This window comes from Sporosarcina gallistercoris, from assembly GCF_014836415.1.
Lineage (GTDB): Bacteria > Bacillota > Bacilli > Bacillales_A > Planococcaceae > Sporosarcina > Sporosarcina gallistercoris.
The window spans coordinates 71601-88863 of record NZ_JACSQY010000011.1; the positions used below are offsets into that span (position 1 = coordinate 71601).

Genomic DNA, 17263 nt, shown 5'->3' on the forward strand with positions numbered 1-17263 from the left:
TTACGGTTTTTTAGTCATTTCGAACGAAAAACATAGATTAGTAGGACATTTATGTTTTATTCTTTTATAATGATAGTATTACAAAGATAGCGGAGGGCTGAAATGACTTTAAAGACGTCAATACGATCTAAAAAACTAGTAGCTGCCATAGTAGGTGTCCTGCTGGTTTTACCACCTGCGATTGCAAATGCCGAAATTCAGAATGAAAAAATCTCGAAAGGTGTGAACTATAACTATGTAAATGAAGTGAAATACGGTGAGAATCAGGCTACTCGAAAGCTTACTGTAGACTTGAATGATCCATATACTACAGTGGATGTATCTTACCCAAAGCCACTTAATAAATTACTTCGTACAACAGATCAAGCTAAGGCTTATAATTCGCCAGGACAACAAGTTGCAGGCGCTATTAATGGGTCCTTTTTCTGGAGTGCTGATCAAGGCTATCTTCCTATGTATTTAATATCCTATCGAAACCAATTGATAAATGCAGGGATAATAGCTACTGGAGATGACCAGTTTGTAAATCAACCTATTGCGTTTGGTGTCGACAAAACAGGTAAAGGGAAGATTGCTCCCTACAATTTGGATATCCACTTTACATACCAAGGAAAGAAAATAGCTATAACTAGTACAGATAAGCATCGGTCAACGAATAATATGATTTTATATACGCCGCTTTACCCTAAACCGACTACTGAAACAAATGAGCTCGGCGTGGAAGTTGTATTGGACAATGTTACGGGTGGCACTGAACTGCATTTCGGTGAAACAGTAAAAGGCGTTGTTAAGAAGGTTAGGACTCGAGGCGATAAAGATCCTTCGCCTATCCCTGAAAATGGATTTGTACTTTCTGGCCATGGTGAAGCGGAAGTGAATTTAAGGACAATCCCTGTAGGTGCTGAAATCGAGATTTCGGCAACGATCGATGAACCGTGGAAAGATGCGTCCTTCATGCTAACATCAGGACCGGAACTGGTGAAAGATGGTAAGGTTAATGTCGCGATGGATCTAACAAGTGATAAAGCAACAGAGCGTGCACCTCGGACTGCCATTGCTATAGACAAAACAGGGACAAAAGTATTCATGGTAACAGTTGACGGTCGGCAACCTGGATACAGTAAAGGCATGAATATGAAACAACTTGCAGAGCACTTGGTGTCACTTGGTGCTTATCAAGCATTGAATCTTGACGGAGGCGGGTCGACAACAATGGCTGTCCGGAAACCGGGCGATCAGCAAGTCTCTTTGTACAACCGCCCTTCGGATCAATCGGAAAGAAGAGTATCCACTTCCTTGCTAGCCGTTTCAACGGCACCGGCAGGAAAAGTCGCAGAAATTGGAGCTCGCTTCGAAAAAGATGGAGTCTACTTAAAAGGGACAAAGGGAACTGTCCTGATCAATTATGTGATGGATCAATTCTACAATCCAGTGTCACTTGGAAATACAAAGCTTACATTGAGCTCAGTAAACGGGACTGTTGAATCGAGTGGACTTAACTTTACCGCAGTAAAACCAGGCAAAGATACGCTTCTTTTACGAACTGAAACAGGTGAGGGAAATGGTCAATTGAATCTTGAAGTAGTCGATAAGATTACTAAGATTGAAATGTCTGAGAGTGAACTGAAGTTGAAAAAAGGTGAAACAAAGCAATTGACTCTGAAAGCATTTGACAGTCAAAATCGCTCGGTCATCTATGATCCTTCTCTCATTAAATGGGGAGTCGAAGGTTCAGTAGGTACAATCACGAAATCAGGCGTATTCACTGCAACTAACGGAACAGGAAAGATTACAGCGGAACTTGGCGGAAAAGTCGTCTCAATCCCGGTATCCGTAGGAACGTCAGCTGCTATCAGTATAGACAGAATGGAGACGCTCACTGGATGGAAAGCTTCCTCGGTTAACGGGTCCTCGGTTTTAAAGCTAACAGATAACAAGGACTATCCTTTTGAAGGAGATGCGGCTATTAAACTCAGTTATGACTTTGTAGGTGAAACGGGAACTTCAGCTGCTTATTTGAATGCGAATGTCCCGAAAATATTGGATGGAAACCCTGCCCTAATTACAGCAAGAGTATATGGAGATGGAAGCCGTTCTTGGTTAAGAGGGAAGTTGAAAGACTCTTCCGGTGGTGAGCATACTATTAACTTCACCTCTGAACGAGGATTAAAGTGGGTTGGTTGGAACTTCGTTACCGCAAAGGTTCCTGAAAACGCTTCTGGACAACTATCACTTGAACAAATTTACATTGCACAGCCTTCAGGTGAGAAGAAAACCTCTGGAACAATTATTTTTGATGATGTAAAGGCTGTTTATGATTCTGAGTATAGAGAACCGTTATTTAAAGATACAAGTTTGAATTTCCGTGCGGAAAGTGAAATTTCCTCTCTTGTAACTAACGGCGTAATAGCTGGTTATTCAAATGGGAACTTTGGTCCGTATGACGAGCTAACACGTCAGCAGGCAGCAATTTTGCTGACTAGAGCACTTGAATTGCCTTTAGAGAATGTTACTGATCCTGGATTTGATGATATGAAACCGAGTATGGGATTCTATAAAGAAGTAGCCGCAGCTGCAAAGGCCGGTATTATCAATGGGAAAGACAATGGAAAAAGGTTTGATCCGAATGGGAAATTAACACGTGCAGAAATGGCGGCAATTTTGAAGCGCGGATTTTCCTTACCAGTGGGTGATAAAGAGTACTTTGTAGATTCAAAAGGGTCCTTTGCACACGATGCTATTAACTCTCTAGCGTTTAATAATATTACAAATGGAATAGGGCAAGGAAAATTTGGTCCTGCCCAAAATATCAATCGCGCAGATTTTTCAGTATTCCTCTACAGAACTCTATTAATTAAGTAATAGAATTTGAGATTACTAGAAAATATGATACACTAACAATGTAGAAAATCCTTCATAATATATGAAGAATGCTGTTAAGCTTGGTTGGCGCTATGAAACCTGCAAAGAGAATGTTCTCTTTGCAGGTTTTTCTATTCTCCATATTTTAAGATTTTATTTTTTATCAATAAAAATGGTGTGGAAAATCCCATTGAATTTTTTCTAACTGCATAGCTTATTACAGTTAAAAGAAATGAAGCTATCCTGTGATTATTTTGACGGTATCCATCTGCATCATCTTGTTGGGGCTTCTCAGCTTGTGGGTACTGATGAAAAGGCCGAAACGACGCACTCGCAAAGGATATATTCAAACATTTAAATGAGTGAACTCCTTGATCAGTGAGGAATTCAGGAGAAAGAGTATTCAGATTACTTATTGACCTAATCGTATGAAGTATGATATTCTTGCTTCGACCGGTGTGGTCTGTTTTTTTTTTTTTTTTTTTTTTTTTTTTTTATAATAAAATCGACCGATGTGGTCTAAAGAGGGGTGTTTGTGTTGAAGTCGTTTGAAACTCTTGATGAAGCTAAGAAAAAAAGGATTATGGATGCTGCAATCCATGAGTTTGCAGAACGTCCTTATGAACAGGCATCGACGAATCGGATTGTAAAAGAAGCACGTATCGGAAAAGGAATGCTGTTTCACTATTTTGAAACGAAACAGGCACTTTATGAGTATTTGGTCGAACGCGCTCTTAGTGTGATGGAAGAGTTATCCAAACAATATTTGGATGTGTCCGAACCGGATTTCATCGAGAGGATGAAAGGGTCTGCCAAGTTGAAGATGAAAGTTTACCAGTTGCATCCGGACTTGTTCCACTTCATCGGTCAAGTGATGTTGGAGAACGAGTCGAAAATTCCGAGATCGCTTACAGGTCGATTGGAAAAGATGCAGCAGGACGGAATGAGGAGCTTATTCAGCGGAGTCGACACATCCAAGTTCCGGAAGGATGTGCCTGCGGAAGAAGTGATGAAACTTATTGGTTGGTCGATTGAAGGGTATGGTAAGGAACTACTTGCGAAGCTGGATGGGCAGACATTTGTAGATTTGGAAATGGAATCGTATTGGGATGAATTTCATGCATTTCTCGGTGTATTGAAGCTGATTTATTATAAATAGGGGGTGTGGTGATGCTGATACTGGAAGTGAAGGGATTGACGAAGACATTCGGGAAGTTTAACGCGCTGAGTGGTGTGGAGTTGGAAGTGAGAAAGGGCGAAGTGTTTGGATTCATCGGACCGAATGGTGCTGGAAAATCGACGACGATAAGGGTGCTGCTGGGACTGTTGAAGAGAGATGCGGGGACAGCAACGATTTTTGGTAAAGACGTTTGGACGGATGCTGTTGAAATTCATAGGAAGATTGCCTATGTGCCGGGGGATGTGAATTTGTGGCCGAACTTGACGGGAGGGGAGGTTATTGACTTATTTGCTAGTCTACAAGGCGATGTGAACGTAAAACGCCGTGAGGAACTGATTGCAAAGTTTGACTTGGACCCTTCTAAGAAGTGTCGGACGTACTCGAAGGGGAATCGGCAGAAGGTTGCACTAGTAGCAGCATTTGCATCAGATGCAGAACTATTCATCCTCGATGAGCCGACTTCTGGTCTCGATCCGTTGATGGAACATGTTTTTCAGCAGTGCGTGGAAGAGGTGAAGGCTGCGGGGAAAAGTGTGTTGCTTTCAAGCCACATCCTCTCAGAAGTGGAGCGGTTGTGTGATCGCGTCGGGATTATCCGACAAGGAGTCATCGTGGAAACGGGTACACTTGATGAATTACGCCATTTAACTCGTACCAAACTCGTTGTGGAGTTGCATGCGCCTGCACCGGGACTTGGGGAGGTAGAGGGCGTCCATAAATTGACACAATCTGGAGATGGATGGTCGTTTCAAGTGGATAGCGGGAGACTCAATGCCGTCATATCATATTTGAGTCAATTTGGCATCCAGAGGCTGGAAAGTGCTCCACCGACTCTCGAAGATTTGTTCATGCAGCATTACAGGGATGAAGATGGAATAACTCGAGTAGGTGATTCTTAATGGGGAGTTCAATAAGGGGGAGCGGTCGCCTGTCGAAGTTCATCGTCCGGCGTGATGTCTTCCGACTGTTGCTTTGGTTGGTGAGCATTTCTGCTGTGACATTTGCAGTTCCTCCTGCTTTCCACGAGTTATATCCTACGCAGGAGCAACGGAATGTGATGGCTGAAACGATGCGGAATCCGGCAATGACGGCGATGGTTGGTCCAGGGAATCTGGAAAGCTATACGCTGGGAGCGATGATGTCGCATCAGATGCTGTTACTGACTGCCGTTACCGTTGCATTGATGAATATCCTGCTTGCCGTCCGTTTTACGAGGGCTGAAGAGGAAGCCGGGATTACGGAAATGATCCAATCTCTTTCCATAGGAAGACGCTCACCGCTAGTGGCCGCCATGACTGTATTGGTTGGTGTAAACATAGCGCTCGTCATCATTATTTGGGTGGGACTAGTGATTTTAGGAATGGAGGGCATGGAGAGTGCAGGCGCGCTATTATATGGACTGACGATTGGCGGAACAGGTCTGTTTTTTGCCGGAATTGCTGTTGTTTGTGCACAACTCGCAGAAAGCGCACGTGGAGCGACGAGCCTTGCGATGGTTCTACTTGTCATTTCGTATATGGTCCGCTCCGCAGGGGATGTCGCTGAATCGTTGTTGTCCTGGTTTTCTCCATTAGGCTGGGTGACGTTCGTGCAACCTTTTAGTGGCAACAATGGCTGGCCGATTGTATTATTCGTTGCTGGCGGAATTTTATTAGGATGGCTAGCAGGGGTTTTACAGGGCAGTCGGGATCTAGGTGCAGGATTCCTCCGCTCGAAGGCTGGTCGGACACATGCTTCTGCATATTTGACTACTCCGCTTGGGTTCGTATTGCGGCTACAACGTACGGGAATTGTTATTTGGGCAGTCGGAATGCTTCTGCTCGGAGTTTCGTACGGTTCCGTCCTCGGAGATTTAGAAACTTTTTTTGATGGAAATGAATTACTTGAGAATATGCTTGCTGGAAATACAAATCAGTCTGTGGCTGAACAATTTCTGCCATTGCTGATGCTCGTTATGGCATTGATCGCTACCATTCCTGGTATTCTCGCGATGCATAAATTAGCGGGGGAGGAAAAAGTCGATCGAATTGATAGTGTGCTAGGACGTTCCGTCTCCCGGATACGTCTCTTGGGAGCGTATGTGTCCGTAGCCGTCATGAACGGAGTTGTGATGAATTCCATTGCTGCTCTAGGATTATGGCTCGCGAGCATCAATGTGATGGAGGAACCGCTCTCAGCTGCACTCATTTTTGCAGCAAGCGCTGTTCAAATTCCCGCAATCTTGGTGATGATTGGTTTGAGTTCGTTATTAATCGGCATTGCACCTAAGTGGAACTCACTCGTATGGTTATATCTCGTCTACTCGTTTGTCACGCTATACCTAGGAAGTTTGTTGCAGTTTCCTGAATGGGCTACACGCATTTCACCATTCGGTTGGGTACCGGAATGGCCGATAGAATCGATGGATTGGGTGGCGGAAGTCAGTTTAGTAATGATTGCTGTGGTTTTCGCAGTCGCGGGGATGGTTGGCTATCGTAAAAGGGATATTCAGTGAAACACTTATGAATTCGAAAACATGCAATATGAAGTGACTGGATTTGTAGTGGATCATATCAAGTTGCAGATTTCGTTGTATGATTAATGGTTTCATTCAAAGGCATCCTGTATACTAGCATTAGGAAATTAATGGGGTGTGATTATGGATGAACTCATTCGATCAGTTGTTTAACTATATAACGGAGCATACCGACGAGCTCGCAGCGATGATCGTTGAGCGGGTTTGCGGCCAGCTGCCGGTTGAGGTCCCTGAAGCGGAACAGGAGCGGGCCTTACTCATGTATAAGGAGCTCTGGAAATCCCTAGGGGAATCATTACGGAATGACCAATTTGAAATCCCTGAAGCACTTATGAAATGGAGTCGCACTAACGCAGCGATGCAGACGGAAATCGGTGGTAAAATCTCTATCATTGTCGATCGCTATCCTCCAACACGCGTCGTATTTACCGATGTTCTCGTTGAAATCGGTGAAAGATTAGGACTCACGTTAAAAGAGTTTGCTCTTGTCAATAAACAAGTGAACACCTTGCTGGACATAAGTCTGAACGAAACCTATTATGCATTTGAACGTCTTTCTGAGCTGTATCGCTCGGATACCGAACAGCAACTCGCTGAATTATCGGCGCCGATCGTACCTGTTCGAGATGGAATTGTCATTATTCCATTCATCGGAGAAATCACGGATGATCGGTCCTACGCAATTATGAATAATGTCTTGCCTAGAGTTGCAGAGATGGGGGTCGAGTATGCAATTGCAGATTTCTCTGGCCTTGTCTCGGTGGATGACCATGTAGTTCGATCCCTTCATCAACTTGAGGATGCACTTAGTCTGATGGGAATTGAAGTCATTACTACAGGGTTACGCCCTGAACTTGCACTGAAGATTGTCAATTCAAGTATGGATTTTGCGGGAACGAAGTACTATGCAACTGTTCAACAGGCATTGGAAAGTTTGTTGTAGCGTTATAGAACGATAAAAATGCGGTCTCTGCCATGTTAGAGACCGTTTTTTTGTGCAGCATTTGAATACTCTCAAAGGAGAGTCAAAAGAAATAGGAAAACCAGCCGTATGGAAGTGGCTGGTTCGCTTTATGGATATCTGGTTCAGGATTTTATGTAGCTGTTCTGTTTGCTGCAAGATAGCAGTCTGTTTTGAACAGTGAACTCGTCTTCAGTAAGTAGTCCGGATTCCCGTAAATCCTTAAGCCGCTTCAATTCGCTGGCAAAAAATTCTTGGCGCGCCGTATGGTGGAAGTGATTCGTTTGACGGAATCGTTTTTTGTGATTCATGAAAAATGTATACCCTGCATACAGTGCGCAACATGTCAGAAGTGACAAGATGCCTGTAGTAATTGACTTTGTAAAACCCCATGTGACTAGAAGGACAAAAATACCGAGAACTGACCAGCTCATCTAGTTCAACCTCCACTGCGTGATAAGACTATCTTATCTAGAAAACGAAGAAATGTATACAGTTCTTAAGAACTATATCTATCTATTTCCAAGGCTTAACTCTTCTTTAAAAGTACGGGGCTATCAATTTCTGTAAGTCTTTGTAAGTATGAGCCGTTCATTGATTGCACTTTCATATTTGTATAGAGATTCATAGATGTTCCTGGATTTTTTTTGCTGCACGACCTATTTAAATTACATAATTATGGTCGATATTAAACACAAATTCACTACAGGGGGAAACAAGTTGAAAAGAGAAGCGAAAATCTATCGCAAGTGGTCGTTACTAATAGTTCTGATGATCATCATATCATTCCTCTCACCAGGAATGGTGGAGGCGGATGGATTTCGGGATGTGTCACCTGCTTACAAAGAATCTGTCAATTACTTGACAGGCAAGAAGTATACAAATGGAATATCGCCGACTCTTTTTGGTACAGGCGAGCCAATAACACGAGGCAGTGCAGCCGTCATATTGGCCAACGCATTGGAGCTGCCGGTGAAACCTTCTGAAATAGTTGCGTTTTCGGATGTACCTTCGCGTGCCGAACAGGCGATCGCAGCATTGAAGCAAGCAGGGATTGTCCGTGGCAAGAACGATACCTATTTCGGATTTGCAGATTCGATTAAACGTGGTGAGATGGCACTCATGCTGAGTCACGCCGAGGCATATGCATTGCAAGGAAATCCTTCAAAAGTGTCGTTTCGTGACGTCAACGACCGTTATCTAGACGCGGTTGCGGGATTAGTGTCCAACGGGATAACTAGAGGAAAGTCAAATACACACTTTGGAACAGACGATTTACTGAAACGCGGGGAGTTTGCCGTATTGGTGTATCGTGCGGAAATGGACAAGCTGACGAAGTCGATGCCGAAGTCGTACAGCCAACTCGCTGACAAATTGAACAGCGGGAATGTGAAATCCGTCAAACTGATCGGCGATAGTATTACTGCTGGTGCTGGCGGAGACGGATTTTCAATCCCTCAAAATGGTCGGGTGATTTTAAAGGACGGGAAATCGACGTATCGGGAAGCTTCCTATACAGCGGATACTTGGGCAAATCGGTTCCGCGCATATATCGCCAGGCCGGAGTATGGACAAATCGATTTCTTCAATGCAGGCATCAGCGGAAAAACGGCGCAGTGGTCGTTAACGCGCAAGGATCAGCTTGTTTCATCCGAAGAAGATGTTGTCTTTGTCATGCTTGGTACGAACGACCGTATTGATAGTAGTCTGGATCAGTACGAGCAAACGATCCGCACGCTGCTAAGTGAAGTGGATAAGCGATCTGAGCTGATGATCGTGATGGCGCCACCGCCTTCGACGAATACAATTGCTAACTACCAGTTCGCACCCGAGAGTATCAACAACGTGTTAAAGCGGATAAGTGATGAAAATGGATATGTGTTCATATCCCACTTCGATGCACTGAATGCCTATTTGGCGCAGCATCCTGACAAATCCTATGAGGACCTGATGGAAACGGGAAGCCCGCATCCAACGAGCGCAGGCTATGCAGTCATGTGGGAAGCGATACAAGAGAAGTTACAGTTGAAGTGATGATAACCCGGCCCTCTTCGAGATTCCTTGAAGGGGGTTTCATGCTGGATGAAATGAGCAGGAACGTAAAAAGCCACCCTCGAAAGGATGGCTTCTGCGGTTCAAGAATTTGTGCGGACATTTTGCAATTCGTTTACGAATGTACGGGTGATGTCACGAGGTCGTGTAATCGCGCCGCCGACGACTGCAGCATATACACCAAGCTCAAATACGCGTTTCAGCATGTCGGGTGTCGCGATATTTCCTTCTGCGATAACAGGTGCAGACACAGAATTCAATACTTCTTTCAGGAACTCGAAATCATTGTTATACACTTTTTGCCCACTCGTATTGGCGGTATACCCATGTAATGTCGTACCGATATAATCGAAGCCGAGCTGATCAGCGTGAACCGCTTCTTCCACGGTCGCAATGTCAGCCATGAGCTCAACGTTTGGCGCTGTCTTCCGTACGTATTCAACCAGCTCTTGAAGGGATTCTGCCGGACGCTCTGAAAGGGTGGCATCCATTGCAATCACTTCGCAGCCGCTTGCGAGCAGTTCATCCACTTCAGTGCGTGTTGCTGTAATGTAGACGTCCGATCCTGGATAATTCCGCTTTACAATGCCGATTACGGGCAGCGGAACTTCTTGCTTAATCGCCAAAATATCTTCTTTCGAATTGGCACGGATCCCTTTTGCACCGCCTTGGAACGCAGCGAGTGCAAGCTTACTCATGATGAAGGACGAATGTAACGGTTCGTCTTCGAGTGCCTGGCAAGAGACGATCAATTCCGATGGTAACTGCATATAAGTTCCTCCTTATTGCTCTAAAATTTCTTCGACCTCATTTTTCACGACAGAAACTTGAGGGCCGTATACGACTTGGACGCCAGTGCCGTTCATAATGACACCTTTACTGCCTGTTGACGGGAAAACCTCTTTCTTAACCAACTCAGGATCCTTCACCGTCACGCGTAGTCGAGTCGCGCAATTATCGAGGTCCAGAATGTTTTCTTTCCCGCCCAGAGCATCGATGATGGAATGCGGACGGCTCGCTTGAGGATCGATAGATAATTGACCATCAGCGGGTTCAACCGCTTTTTCATCTTCACGACCAGGTGTTTTAAAGTTGAACTTACGTATCAAGAACTTGAATGTGAAGTAGTACAGGAAGAACCAAACGATACCGATCGGAATGACGTACATCCAGTTCGTCTTCGCCTCACCTTGTAAGACACCGAAGAGGATGAAGTCGATAAATCCACCAGAGAATGTCTGACCGATCGTAATGTTGAAAATATCCGCCATCATGAACGCGAGTCCATCGAAAATGGCATGAATCAAGTACAACACAGGTGCAATGAATAGGAACGAGAACTCAAGAGGCTCTGTAATTCCTGTTAAAAAAGAAGTTAGTGCAGCAGAGAGCATGAGTCCACCAACGACCTTTTTGTGCTCAGGCTTCGCTGTATGATAAATCGCAAGAGCTGCCCCAAGAAGACCGAACATCATCGTAATGAAACGGCCAGACATGAAACGGGATGTCCCTTCATAGAAACGGCCTGTCGTCGGATCGCTTAGTTGTGCAAAGAAGATGTTTTGTGTTCCTTGTACAAGTTGACCTCCGATTTCAAGTGAACCACCCAGGCCGGTTTGCCAAAATGGTAAGTAGAAAATGTGGTGCAATCCGAAAGGTCCAAGCATACGGAGGATGAATCCATATAAAAACGTCCCGATGACACCTGTCGCATTGACCAGATTTCCGGCTTCTGCAATCAGGTTCTGGAATAATGGCCAGACGAGATACATGATCGATCCAATGATGATGGATGAAAACGCCGTCACGATCGGTATGAAGCGTGATCCTCCGAAGAATCCTAAATACTGTGGTAACTCGATTTTGTTGAATCGATTATGCAGCATCCCTGCCATGATTCCGACGACAATACCCCCGAACACACCCATCTCCAAGGTTTGGATGCCTAACGCAGTCCCTTGTCCGACGGCAGAGAGATTGTCTGTCGCAAGAGAATCGGTAATGATCAAAATCGCATTGATGGTCGCATTCATGACTAAGTAACCGACAAGTGCTGCAAGTGCGGCTGTCCCTTTATCGGAACGCGCAAGACCAATTGCAATCCCGACTGCAAAAATGACCGGGAGATTGGCGAATACGATACTGCCCGCACTGCTCATTATGGTAAATAGTGCTTGTAGGAAAGATTGATCTAAAATCGGATACGAACTGATCGTATTCGGGTTGGACAATGCGCCCCCGATTCCGAGCAGCAAACCAGCGGCAGGTAAGATTGCGATGGGTAACATGAACGACTTGCCGAACTGTTGCGCCTTACCGAAAAAGTTTTTCATAATGATTGCACCTCCTGAAAATATTTTTAATAGAATAGCAAACGCTTTCAGTCTTGTCAATATATGAATCTGTATTTTCAAAATGGTGTTGGCGATTTTAAGCTATGCTATGATGGAAGAAAGACCAAGATGTGAAAGGGTTTGGATTATGGACTTTGAAAATCGTCTCCAAAAGCACAGTGCGGAGTTCACCGAAAACGATCGTAAAATTGCGGAACACTTGCTGAACGTAAAAAATATTGAACAAAAATCGATTACGGATCTCGCTGATGAGATCGATGTTTCGCCTTCTAGTATCACCCGTTTTTGCAAAAAGATTCAGTTTGCCACTTTCCAACAGATGAAATATGCATTGCTGGCAACTCGTACCGAAAAACGTTCAAATGACGAAGAAGTGGAACGCGTCGCTAATTTTTATCACTCAATCATTGCATCTACCCAACAATTCATGGACACAGAACAAACGGAACGGATTGCAAATGACCTGATCAGTGCGAAGCGAGTATTATTTTGCGGTATTGGCAACTCGGGCTTGATCGCCAAGGAATTCAATAGCCGGATTGAACGTATGGGGATTGACTCAGCAGCGGTCACGGATGCACATTCGATGGTGATGAAAAGTGCACTTTTACACGAAGAAGACGTATTCATGTGTTTTTCATATACAGGGAAAACGCAAAGTGTATTGGACGCTACCCGACAGGCGAAAGATTGCGGTGCGCGGATCATTGTCATTACAACGAATGACTCCGAAGCGTTGACTGAGCTCGCTGACGAAGTAGTGCTTGTCTCGAATCATGTATTTGTGGATGACGAAAAGTTCATCAATACACAAATTTCAAGTTTGTTTTATCTGGATGTGCTCACCTACAGATTGCTGGAGGACGCAAAGTTGATGGAGCAGCGCAACAAGACGTTGAATGCTCTCAGGCGTTTTGGGTGATTATCGAACTAAATAAAGAAGTGACTGATCTCCTGTTTCGTCTTTTGATAAAGATGATTCAGGAGGTTTTTTATTTGCAGCGCGACTTTTTTAACATAGATAAGATGATAAAAACAATTTGCATAATCTATAGGGGCGTATGCAGGAAACACAACTCATCTTATACAGTTGTGATGAATGAATATTCATCAATTCATATAGTTCGATTATTTGGGGTAGAAGATGTAAAGATGTTGACTGAATCAAAATGCTGTAGTATTGTATATGAATTCTGGTCGCGGAATAAATAGAATTGAGTTTTAAATGGATTACAATACAGTTCTTTGCATATAAATAAGGGGAGTGATAGATTAAGCAATGGGTCGAATGAACGCTCGGAATAGAAATTGAAAACCTCAGGGGGACGAATGGATGTCAGAGAAAACAGGAAGCGGGAAGCGGAAGTGGCGAATGGAAGCACCACATCCATTCGTTATTTTATTTACAGTTATTATCATCATGGCAATTGCGACGTATCTAATTCCTGCGGGGGAATACGATCGTACCCAAAGTGAGGACGGGAAATCGTATGTCGTGGATGGGTCTTATCATCAGATTGACGCAAAGCCGGCAGGGATCTTGCCAGTGTTTGAAGCCGTACATAAAGGGATGGTGCAGAGTGCGCCAATCATTTTTTTCATTTTCATCGTCGGTGGCGCATTTAACGTATTCAGGGAATCGAATGCAATTGAAGGCGCATTTGGAAGTATTTCATCTAAACTGGAAGGCAAAGAGATGTATCTCATACCGATTGTCATGCTGTTCTTCGGTTTAGGCGGAGCGGCTATCGGAATGTTTGAAGAGTCGCTGCCATTCATCCTCATTATGATTCCGCTTGCGATTATGATGGGATTTGACTCGCTCGTTGGAACAGGTATGGTATTAGTAGGGGTTGCATCAGGTTTTACAGCTGCCTTCATGAATCCATTTACAGTTGGTGTCGCGCAAGGGATTGCTGAAGTTCCGATTTTCTCAGGAATGGGATTGCGGGTTATTTTCTGGCTGATTTATATGGTGGTCGCGATTCTCTACGTTGTTCGTTACGCACGTAAAGTACGTAAAAATCCTGAATCCAGCCTTGTGTATGAAGAGGATAAAAAGCGGAACATCCGTGTGGATTTGGTCAAAGAACATACGTTGACAGGGAAGCAGATCACGACACTCATTATTTTAGTCGCAACACTGATTGGCCTTGGATTCGGAGTTATCAAATTCGGATGGTACATAACGGAAATTTCGGCGTTATTCCTAATCATGGCACTCATCATCGGGCTCGTGAATGGGAAAGGCATCAACGGCACCGCGGTTTCGTTTGTAAGAGGATGCGAAGAATTGGTGGTCGGTGCATTGGTCGTTGGATTTGCCTACGGCGCACTGGTGATTTTGCAAGATAGCAGCACAATTGATACGATTCTATATGGGATCACTGCACTAGTTTCGCAGTTGCCTTCGGGTTTAGCTGCAATTGGTATGTACATTATGCAATGCCTGCTTAATATTGTCGTGACGTCCGGCAGTGGGCAAGCTGCGCTGAGTATGCCGATCATGACGCCACTTTCGGATCTATTAGGTGTAAGTCGGCAAACGTCCGTGCTTGCTTTCCAAATGGGTGACGGTTTGACGAATATCATTACACCGACAAGTGGATTGCTTCTTGCGGCGCTTGCGATGGCTAAGATTTCATTTGCTAAATGGTTTAAATGGGTGTGGCCATTGATTTTAATCCAATTTATACTTGGAGCTATATTTGTAACGATTGCGCACGTATTTGTCTGGCCTGCGTAATAACTAAGGGGGAATTGTAGTGTTGAAACAATTATTCGATCGTTTAGATGAACTGTATCCTGAACAAGTATCCATTCGGCGCGAGCTGCACCAACATCCGGAACTGTCCAACGAGGAAGTCGAGACACCGAAAATGATTGCAGAATACCTTCGCAATCTAGGTATCGCCGTGCGTGAAGGAGTTGGCGGTCGCGGCGTGGTAGGAACGTTAGTCGGCGGCCGGCCTGGCAGAACGATTGCATTACGTGCTGATTTTGACGCGCTCCCGATCCAAGATGAAAAAGAAGTGGAGTATAAATCGAAGGTGCCTGGCGTGATGCACGCATGTGGTCATGACCTGCATACAGCATCGCTGCTTGGAGTGGCTAAAGTGCTGTCTGAAGTGCGGGACCAGATTCCGGGTACTGTGATTTTCATCCACCAATTTGCGGAAGAAACGACACCGGGTGGAGCGGATTTCATGGTCCAAGATGGTTGCTTGGATGGTGTTGACGTTATTTACGGGGCACATGTCATGTCGACAGAACCCGTTGGCACAGTGCAAGTGATGGAAGGGTATTCGTCTTCTGCACAAGATGATTTTACAATTGAAGTGTTAGGAAAAGGCGGTCATGGCGCGTCTCCTCATGAAACCATCGATGCGCTAGTGACAGCTAGCCAGCTCGTCGTCAATTTGCAGCAGATTGTGAGCCGTCGCGTCAGTCCGCAAGAAGCAGCTGCCGTTACGGTCGGCTCGTTACATAGTGGAAACGGTCATAATGTTATCCCGGACAAAGCGATTATTAAAGGAACAGTACGCACATACAACGAAGAAGTACGTGAAATGATTGAAGGCGCGCTGAAACAAATCGTGAAATCGACGTGTGAAGCAGCGGGGGCAGAATACAAATTGAATTATATTAGTGATTGCCCTTCCATTTGGAACGATCCGGAAGAGACCGCGCGCGTGAAGGATGTAGCTACGAAAATTTTCGGTGACGACAAAGTGAGCTACGGCGCGCCGATGATGGGGAGCGAAGACTTTGCGTACTATCAGAAAAAGGTGAAAGGATCGTTCTTCATCGCAGGAGGAAGAAATCCTGAAATCCAGGCGGTCTATCCGCATCACCATCCGATGTTCGATGTGGACGAACGCTCGATGGAGTATATCGGAAAAACGTTCCTTGGACTCGTATTCGAAGATGTATTGAATGAACTTTCATAAGTGATTGCTGAAAAAGCTCGTACCCTTGTAAGGGATACGAGCTTTTTGTATGGGATGAAACAAGGGGGCACTGTCAAAAAAACACTTCGGTGAATCCGATCAAGATGAGTAATCCACCTGCAATTCCAGCAGGATATTTCCCGATCCAAGTACGCGCAAGGAGTTCTCCGAATCGATGGCTAGCGCCAATGGTGATAAATGAAAAGAAACCGACCGAGGAAATTGTGCCGAGCATGGAGCTCCCGCTCACACCCATTCCGAATCCCGCCGCCAGACAATTCGCGGACAACAAGAAACCTAGAGGAAGTGCTTCATGAATGGAAATAATCCGGTCGCCGTCGATATCTGCGACAGCGGGGTCTTCAAATGGATTCGGTTGCACAGGCTTCGGCTGGAGCATCATCCAAATCCCGATACTGCCCAGCAACAACCCGCCTATGAGATCCGCAGTCCCAACTGATATATAGGTCGACAGCGTGTCACCCGTAACCATTGCGAAATACGTAACAACCATCGAGACAAGCGCGATGGTGACATTGGATCGCAGGGGGATCTTCGTCTTTTGAATTCCGTATGCCAATCCAATCCCTAAATTATCTAAGTTGGCAGCGATGCCTAGCAAAAGTATCATCATCCACTGCATAGTCCTTGCCTCCTCGGTGTACTCTGCAGTATATGCCGGATGGGTGGTGAGGAAGGGGCGCCTGCATTAGATGTCAGAGCAATAGTTTCGGCTGTGTTGTGTCCCATTATCGAGAAACTTGGCTACGTGTCGGAGAAATGCGTAGAGCTGATTGGTAAAGTGCACTAGTTGATCAAGAACTTTCATCAGGTGATGGACAACCGGTGGGATGTGTCGGTGAACGCAGAATCTGCTAGGGGCTGAGCGGCTAGCCCTCTCTCAACAAGCGAAGCGCCCCCAATTAATCCCTTAAAGCCGTTGAATTGTGTCCCGTTATCGAGAAACTTCGCTAAGTGTCGGAGAAATGCGAAGAGCTGATTGGTAAAGTGCACTAGTTGATCGAGAACTTTCATCAGGTGATGGACAACCGGTGGGATGTGTCGGTGAACGCAGAATCTGCTGGGGGCTGAGCGGCTAGCCCTTCCTCAACAAGCGAAGCGCCCCCAATTAATCCCTTAAAGCTGTTGAATTGTGTCCCGTTATCGAGAAACTTCGCTAGGTGTCGGAGAAATGCGAAGAGCTGATTGGTAAAGTGCACTAGTTGATCGAGAACTTTCATCAGGTGATGGACAATCGGTGGGATGTGTCGGTGAACGCAGAATCTGCTGGGGGCTGAGCGGCTAGCCCTCTCTCAACAAGCGAAGCGCCCCCAATTAATCCCTTAAAGCTGTTGAATTGTGTCCCGTTATCGAGAAACTTCGCTAGGT

General features: G+C 45.1%; 12 protein-coding genes and 1 pseudogene. 9 read left to right on the plus strand and 4 right to left on the minus strand.

Features of this window, described 5'->3' with window-relative positions:
- Nucleotides 1–102 precede the first annotated feature (102 nt).
- The 5 genes from H9659_RS13160 (at nucleotide 103) to H9659_RS13180 (ending at nucleotide 7500) form a co-directional block, all read left to right on the plus strand.
- Nucleotides 103–2862 (plus strand): phosphodiester glycosidase family protein, encoded by a 2760-nt coding sequence (locus H9659_RS13160; protein WP_191691338.1) that lies wholly within the window; start codon nucleotides 103–105, stop codon nucleotides 2860–2862.
- 535 nt (nucleotides 2863–3397) lie between these two features.
- Complete coding sequence (locus H9659_RS13165; protein WP_191691340.1) at nucleotides 3398–4021, plus strand: TetR/AcrR family transcriptional regulator; 624 nt, start codon at nucleotides 3398–3400, stop codon at nucleotides 4019–4021.
- 11 nt (nucleotides 4022–4032) lie between these two features.
- Nucleotides 4033–4941, plus strand: coding sequence for an ABC transporter ATP-binding protein (locus H9659_RS13170; RefSeq protein WP_191691342.1), 909 nt, complete (start codon nucleotides 4033–4035; stop codon nucleotides 4939–4941).
- Nucleotides 4941–6536, plus strand: coding sequence for an ABC transporter permease (locus tag H9659_RS13175; protein WP_191691344.1), 1596 nt, complete (start codon nucleotides 4941–4943; stop codon nucleotides 6534–6536). Before H9659_RS13170 ends, H9659_RS13175 begins: the two co-directional genes overlap by 1 nt.
- Before the next feature lie 148 nt (nucleotides 6537–6684).
- On the plus strand, nucleotides 6685–7500 hold the full coding sequence (locus H9659_RS13180; protein ID WP_191691346.1) for an STAS domain-containing protein: 816 nt from the start codon (nucleotides 6685–6687) through the stop codon (nucleotides 7498–7500).
- A gap of 143 nt (nucleotides 7501–7643) precedes the next feature.
- Here H9659_RS13180 and H9659_RS13185 read toward each other — a convergent pair whose 3' ends face one another.
- On the minus strand, nucleotides 7644–7952 hold the full coding sequence (locus H9659_RS13185) for an SHOCT domain-containing protein (RefSeq protein ID WP_191691348.1): 309 nt from the start codon (nucleotides 7950–7952) through the stop codon (nucleotides 7644–7646).
- 286 nt (nucleotides 7953–8238) lie between these two features.
- Here H9659_RS13185 and H9659_RS13190 point away from each other — a divergent pair, with 286 nt between their 5' ends.
- Nucleotides 8239–9552, plus strand: a complete 1314-nt coding sequence (locus H9659_RS13190; RefSeq protein ID WP_191691350.1) for an S-layer homology domain-containing protein — start codon at nucleotides 8239–8241, stop codon at nucleotides 9550–9552.
- Between the two features lie 101 nt (nucleotides 9553–9653).
- Here H9659_RS13190 and H9659_RS13195 read toward each other — a convergent pair whose 3' ends face one another.
- The gene (locus H9659_RS13195; protein WP_191691352.1) at nucleotides 9654–10340 is read right to left on the minus strand and encodes an N-acetylmannosamine-6-phosphate 2-epimerase; all 687 of its coding nucleotides are present in this window, start codon (nucleotides 10338–10340) and stop codon (nucleotides 9654–9656) included.
- A 12-nt stretch (nucleotides 10341–10352) separates the two neighbouring features.
- The gene (locus H9659_RS13200) at nucleotides 10353–11903 is read right to left on the minus strand and encodes a maltose/glucose-specific PTS transporter subunit IIC (RefSeq protein ID WP_191691354.1); all 1551 of its coding nucleotides are present in this window, start codon (nucleotides 11901–11903) and stop codon (nucleotides 10353–10355) included.
- 148 nt (nucleotides 11904–12051) lie between these two features.
- Here H9659_RS13200 and H9659_RS13205 point away from each other — a divergent pair, with 148 nt between their 5' ends.
- The 3 genes from H9659_RS13205 (at nucleotide 12052) to H9659_RS13215 (ending at nucleotide 15874) form a co-directional block, all read left to right on the plus strand.
- Complete coding sequence (locus tag H9659_RS13205; RefSeq protein ID WP_191691356.1) at nucleotides 12052–12846, plus strand: MurR/RpiR family transcriptional regulator; 795 nt, start codon at nucleotides 12052–12054, stop codon at nucleotides 12844–12846.
- A 411-nt stretch (nucleotides 12847–13257) separates the two neighbouring features.
- Nucleotides 13258–14670: a YfcC family protein gene (locus H9659_RS13210; RefSeq protein ID WP_191691358.1), complete on the plus strand. Its 1413-nt coding sequence runs from the start codon at nucleotides 13258–13260 to the stop codon at nucleotides 14668–14670.
- Between the two features lie 19 nt (nucleotides 14671–14689).
- Nucleotides 14690–15874 (plus strand): amidohydrolase, encoded by a 1185-nt coding sequence (locus H9659_RS13215; protein ID WP_191691360.1) that lies wholly within the window; start codon nucleotides 14690–14692, stop codon nucleotides 15872–15874.
- A gap of 73 nt (nucleotides 15875–15947) precedes the next feature.
- On the opposite strand, the pseudogene H9659_RS13220 reads toward H9659_RS13215, so the two are convergent.
- A pseudogene (locus H9659_RS13220) lies at nucleotides 15948–16529 on the minus strand (manganese efflux pump); the annotation flags it as partial.
- Nucleotides 16530–17263 lie beyond the last annotated feature (734 nt).